This window comes from Deltaproteobacteria bacterium, from assembly GCA_030654105.1.
GTDB lineage: Bacteria > Desulfobacterota > SM23-61 > SM23-61 > SM23-61 > JAHJQK01.
Map to the genome: position 1 here is coordinate 1 of JAURYC010000191.1, position 3,704 is coordinate 3,704.

The 3,704-nt window shown below is 48.9% G+C and carries 6 protein-coding genes; all 6 read right to left on the reverse strand.

Annotation, left to right across the window (positions count from 1 at the left end):
* A partial coding sequence (locus tag Q7V48_07905; GenBank protein MDO9210658.1) for a hypothetical protein occupies positions 1-317 on the reverse strand: 317 nt, incomplete at its 3' end.
* 81 nt (positions 318-398) lie between these two features.
* Complete coding sequence (locus Q7V48_07910; GenBank protein ID MDO9210659.1) at positions 399-821, reverse strand: VOC family protein; 423 nt, start codon at positions 819-821, stop codon at positions 399-401.
* A 17-nt stretch (positions 822-838) separates the two neighbouring features.
* Positions 839-1,279 (reverse strand): MaoC/PaaZ C-terminal domain-containing protein, encoded by a 441-nt coding sequence (locus Q7V48_07915; GenBank protein MDO9210660.1) that lies wholly within the window; start codon positions 1,277-1,279, stop codon positions 839-841.
* 11 nt (positions 1,280-1,290) lie between these two features.
* The gene (locus Q7V48_07920; protein MDO9210661.1) at positions 1,291-1,752 is read right to left on the reverse strand and encodes a MaoC family dehydratase N-terminal domain-containing protein; all 462 of its coding nucleotides are present in this window, start codon (positions 1,750-1,752) and stop codon (positions 1,291-1,293) included.
* A gap of 61 nt (positions 1,753-1,813) precedes the next feature.
* Positions 1,814-2,587: an enoyl-CoA hydratase-related protein gene (locus Q7V48_07925; GenBank protein ID MDO9210662.1), complete on the reverse strand. Its 774-nt coding sequence runs from the start codon at positions 2,585-2,587 to the stop codon at positions 1,814-1,816.
* 347 nt (positions 2,588-2,934) lie between these two features.
* Positions 2,935-3,704 (reverse strand): enoyl-CoA hydratase-related protein (locus Q7V48_07930; protein MDO9210663.1); only part of this gene is annotated, 770 nt, incomplete at its 5' end.

The following is a 3,704-nucleotide window of genomic DNA, read 5'->3' on the forward strand; positions in this document are numbered from 1 at the left end:
GGACGTAAATCGCCCCGCGGATTCGGGTCGTAGTAATTGACCGCTTCGAGATTGCCAAAATGGATCTCTCGGAGAATTAAACCTTCAGCCATAACCGTATAAATTTCTATCTGGGGAGTATGGTACAGGGAATGAATAAAGGCAAGGCTCAGGGTTGAACCTTCTTTTACCTTTACCTGGAGAACCTCTTCTCTCTCCCCCTCCTTCAGAATATCGATCCCTAACAAGGTGCCTTCCCGGCCATAGGGTAGGCAACCTTTATAGACAGTTAAAGAGAAGAAGAAAAGGATGATGAAAGGAATGTTTTTCCTTTTCATAACCAATTTAGGTTTTTCCGGGGTCGGGTGATGTATCATTTCTTGGGTCAGGAAAAAGAAATGAGGTTGTTCCTGCCTTCCTCATGCATCCCGGATCAGCCGTTTCCCCCGCCGGATCTCGATCATGGCCCCGTGCATATCTTTCGGATGGATCATGGCGATATTATCGCCATCGGCGTCCTTATGTTCAATGACCCGCACTCCGCATTTCTTCAGGTGGGTGATGGCTGCATCGACATCTTCTACGGTCAGGCAAAGATTCATCATGCCTTCTCCCCGCCGTTCCAAAAACCGCTGAACATGATCTGCGGCATCGGCATCTTTTAAGGGAGCCGCTAATTCGATGGCCCCATCGCCAAAAGGTAGGAATACATTTTCCATGCCCAGGTGCTCGACGCGCCGGCGGTCTTTGGCCTGCAGGTTGAAACAACGGGTAAAAGTTTCTATAGCCGCATCCAAGTCATTGACGGCAACGGTTATATGGTCAAAACGGCGGACCTTCATCCCTCTCCTCACTTTCTTCAAGCAGCAGGCTTGTTCAGAACCTCAGCGACAATCGAACCCGTAATCACCTTCTCCCCGCGCTGGTTCTCAGCGAAGACTTCCGCTTCCATAGAATTCTTTCCTCCTTCCGTGTATTTCCTGGTAATTTTCCCTTTACAGGTAATGGTATCGCCAGGCCATACTTGCCGCGCGAAACGGACCCTATATTTGCGCAGTTTTCCGTCTCCTACCCAATCCGTAATCATGTGGCTGAGGAAGCCTGCCGTCATCATCCCCATGGCAAAGACCCGGTCATTGCCCCCCCGGATCGCATATAACTCGTCATGGTGAATGGGGTTAAAGTCGCCTGAGGCACCGGCATACTTTACAATGTGCGTTCGGGTAATGTTGGCCACAACCACCGGGGGGGCTTCGTCCCCTGCGCGGATATCTTCGAGATAAAGGACCTTCTTTTCCATCTGGGCACTTCCTATTGCTTGACTGCCCCTTCCGTTTGGATCGTGGTGGTCCGGGAAACCAAAACTTTCTCTCCTTTTTGATTGTAGAAGCTAAATTCTAAAACGATAAAGGTCATCTTGCCCCCTCGTCTGCCCGGTTTTTCATAGGCTTCAGTAATCTTACTCTCACAGGTTAGAACATCCCCTGCCAGAGTCGGTTTATAGTACTCATATTCTTCTTCGCCGTGGAGCCGGAAATGGGGATCGAAGCCAGCGAGTTCGAAAACGGATTCTCCTTTGCGCCAGAAAGCTTTCGTAGCCACAAATGTGGGTGGGGCGAGGATGCTCTTGAATTCAGTTCCGGCCGCGTAGGCTGGGTCCGAGTAAATGGGGTTATCGTCGCCGATGGCGTTGGCGAATTCCCGAATTTTACCTCGTTCAACGGGCAGGTCAAAAGGGGGAAACTCTTTACCGATCAAATCTTGAATAGGCATGGCAGGGCTCCTTCCCTCTGGCTACCTTTTTTCACCGGTAGATAAATATCTGATATTCCTTTTACCGTCCCTTAAATTGCGGTTTCCTTTTTTCGACAAAAGCTCGCATGCCTTCCAAGCGATCCTCACTTCCATGAACCAGGGTCCTGGCCAGTTTTTCGTAGCCTAAACCAACCTGAAGACCAGTCTCCATCCCCATGTTCATCGCCATCTTGGCCAGTTTTAAAGCCAAGGGGGCTTTGCTACAGATCTTTTTGGCGATGGCCATTGTCTGGGGCATCAATTCTTTTGCCGGAAAAACTTTATTCAGGAGGCCGATTCGTTCAGCCTCTTGAGCCTCGATAATATCTCCGGTAAAGATCAGTTCCTTGTCTCGTCCCACCCCTACTAACCTCTGTAACCTTTGGGTGGCTCCGCCGCCCGGAAAGATGCCCAGATTAATTTCGGGCTGCCCCAGCCGTGCGTTTTCGCTACCTACCCGGAAGTCACAGGCCATGGCCAGCTCACATCCTCCCCCCAGAGCTAACCCGTTGATGGCCGCGATGATCGGTTTGGAAAAATGATGAATCTGGGCAAAAATATCAAGTCTCCTCTCTAAAATATCCCACATGGTGTTCTCGGCCATTTGCTTGATATCGCCCCCAGCGCTGAATACTTTTTCTCCTACCCCCGTTATGATCACGACCCGCACTTCTTGATCCTTCTCCGCCAATTGCAGCGCGGCGGCGATGTCCTCCCGAATCTCGGCTTTCAAGGCGTTGCGTACATCTTCACGGTTGATCGTGATGATTCCTACGCCCTCTCTTTTTTCCCAAAGAATATTTTTAAACTCCATTCTTTCCCCTTAATAACAGTTTAGCTTTTTTTTAAAAAATTGGCTAAACTTCAAGGCAAAATGCAAAAATTAAAATGCAAATTTCAAAATGATTAGGGTTTTACAGAAAAATTGGCATTTTTCAATTGACCATTTTGATGAAATCGTAAAAAGTCAGAAAAGCCATCACTCCTGCGCAAGCAGTCCGCCTCAGGCGGACAGAACTGCCTGAATTATCTGGATTCCCGCTTTCGCGGGAATGACGAAAATGGGATAAAAAGGACTTTTTACGAGATCATCAATTTTCACTGGCAATGAAATTTAGCGTGTCTTTTCAAAACGCTAAATGGATACCAAACGGGATGGTTTCATATATTATCCGAATATTTCGCTTTTCTCTTCTCTATGGTAGCGGCGATTCCTTCTTTTATATCTCCGGTTGTGAAAGTAAGGGCTTGGTGCGCCGCTTCTCTGTCCAGGGCTACTTCGATGTTCGCTTCCTCAAAGTTTATGTAAATAGATTCCTTCATGGTTTTTACGGCCACCATGGGCATGGAGGCAATTTTTTTAACCAGTTCTGAGGCGGTCGGCATTAACTCTTCCGCCTTTACCACTCTGCTCACCATACCGATGCGATAGGCCTCGACCGCATCGATAATGTCGCCGGTAGCCAACAACTCATAGGCTTTGGCCGTCCCCACAACGCGGGGAAGCAGGTAGGTGGCAGCCATTCCTGGGTGCATGCCGATCTTTACAAAGGTAAACCCAAATTTTGCTTTTTCCGAAGCGATCCGAATATCGCAAGCAAGAAGAAGACAGGCTCCGGCACCGATGGCATATCCATTGACGGCGGCAATCGTGGGAATTTTGAGGTTGCGGATACTCAAGAATTTTCGATAAAACTGACGGACTTCTTCTTTGTGGCGGAAAGGGGGGGCCTCGGTCCGGTACTTCATCTCCTTGAGATTCCCGCCGGCGCTGAAAGCTTGTCCGCTTCCCGTCAGGATCAACCCTTTAATTTCCGGATCTCCCCCGATTTGTTCGATGGCCTGGCGGAATTCCAAGCTCATCTCCTGGGTCATGGGATTTAGGGCATCCGGTAAATTGAGCTTCAGCACCATGATCTCTTCAACCTTTT

Coding starts and splice junctions, on each gene's coding strand:
- Q7V48_07910 (MDO9210659.1), bottom strand. CDS start 821: ATGAAGGTCCGCCGTTTTGACCATATAACCGTTGCCGTCAATGACTTG.
- Q7V48_07920 (MDO9210661.1), bottom strand. CDS start 1,752: ATGCCTATTCAAGATTTGATCGGTAAAGAGTTTCCCCCTTTTGACCTG.
- Q7V48_07925 (MDO9210662.1), bottom strand. CDS start 2,587: ATGGAGTTTAAAAATATTCTTTGGGAAAAAAGAGAGGGCGTAGGAATC.
- Q7V48_07915 (MDO9210660.1), bottom strand. CDS start 1,279: ATGGAAAAGAAGGTCCTTTATCTCGAAGATATCCGCGCAGGGGACGAA.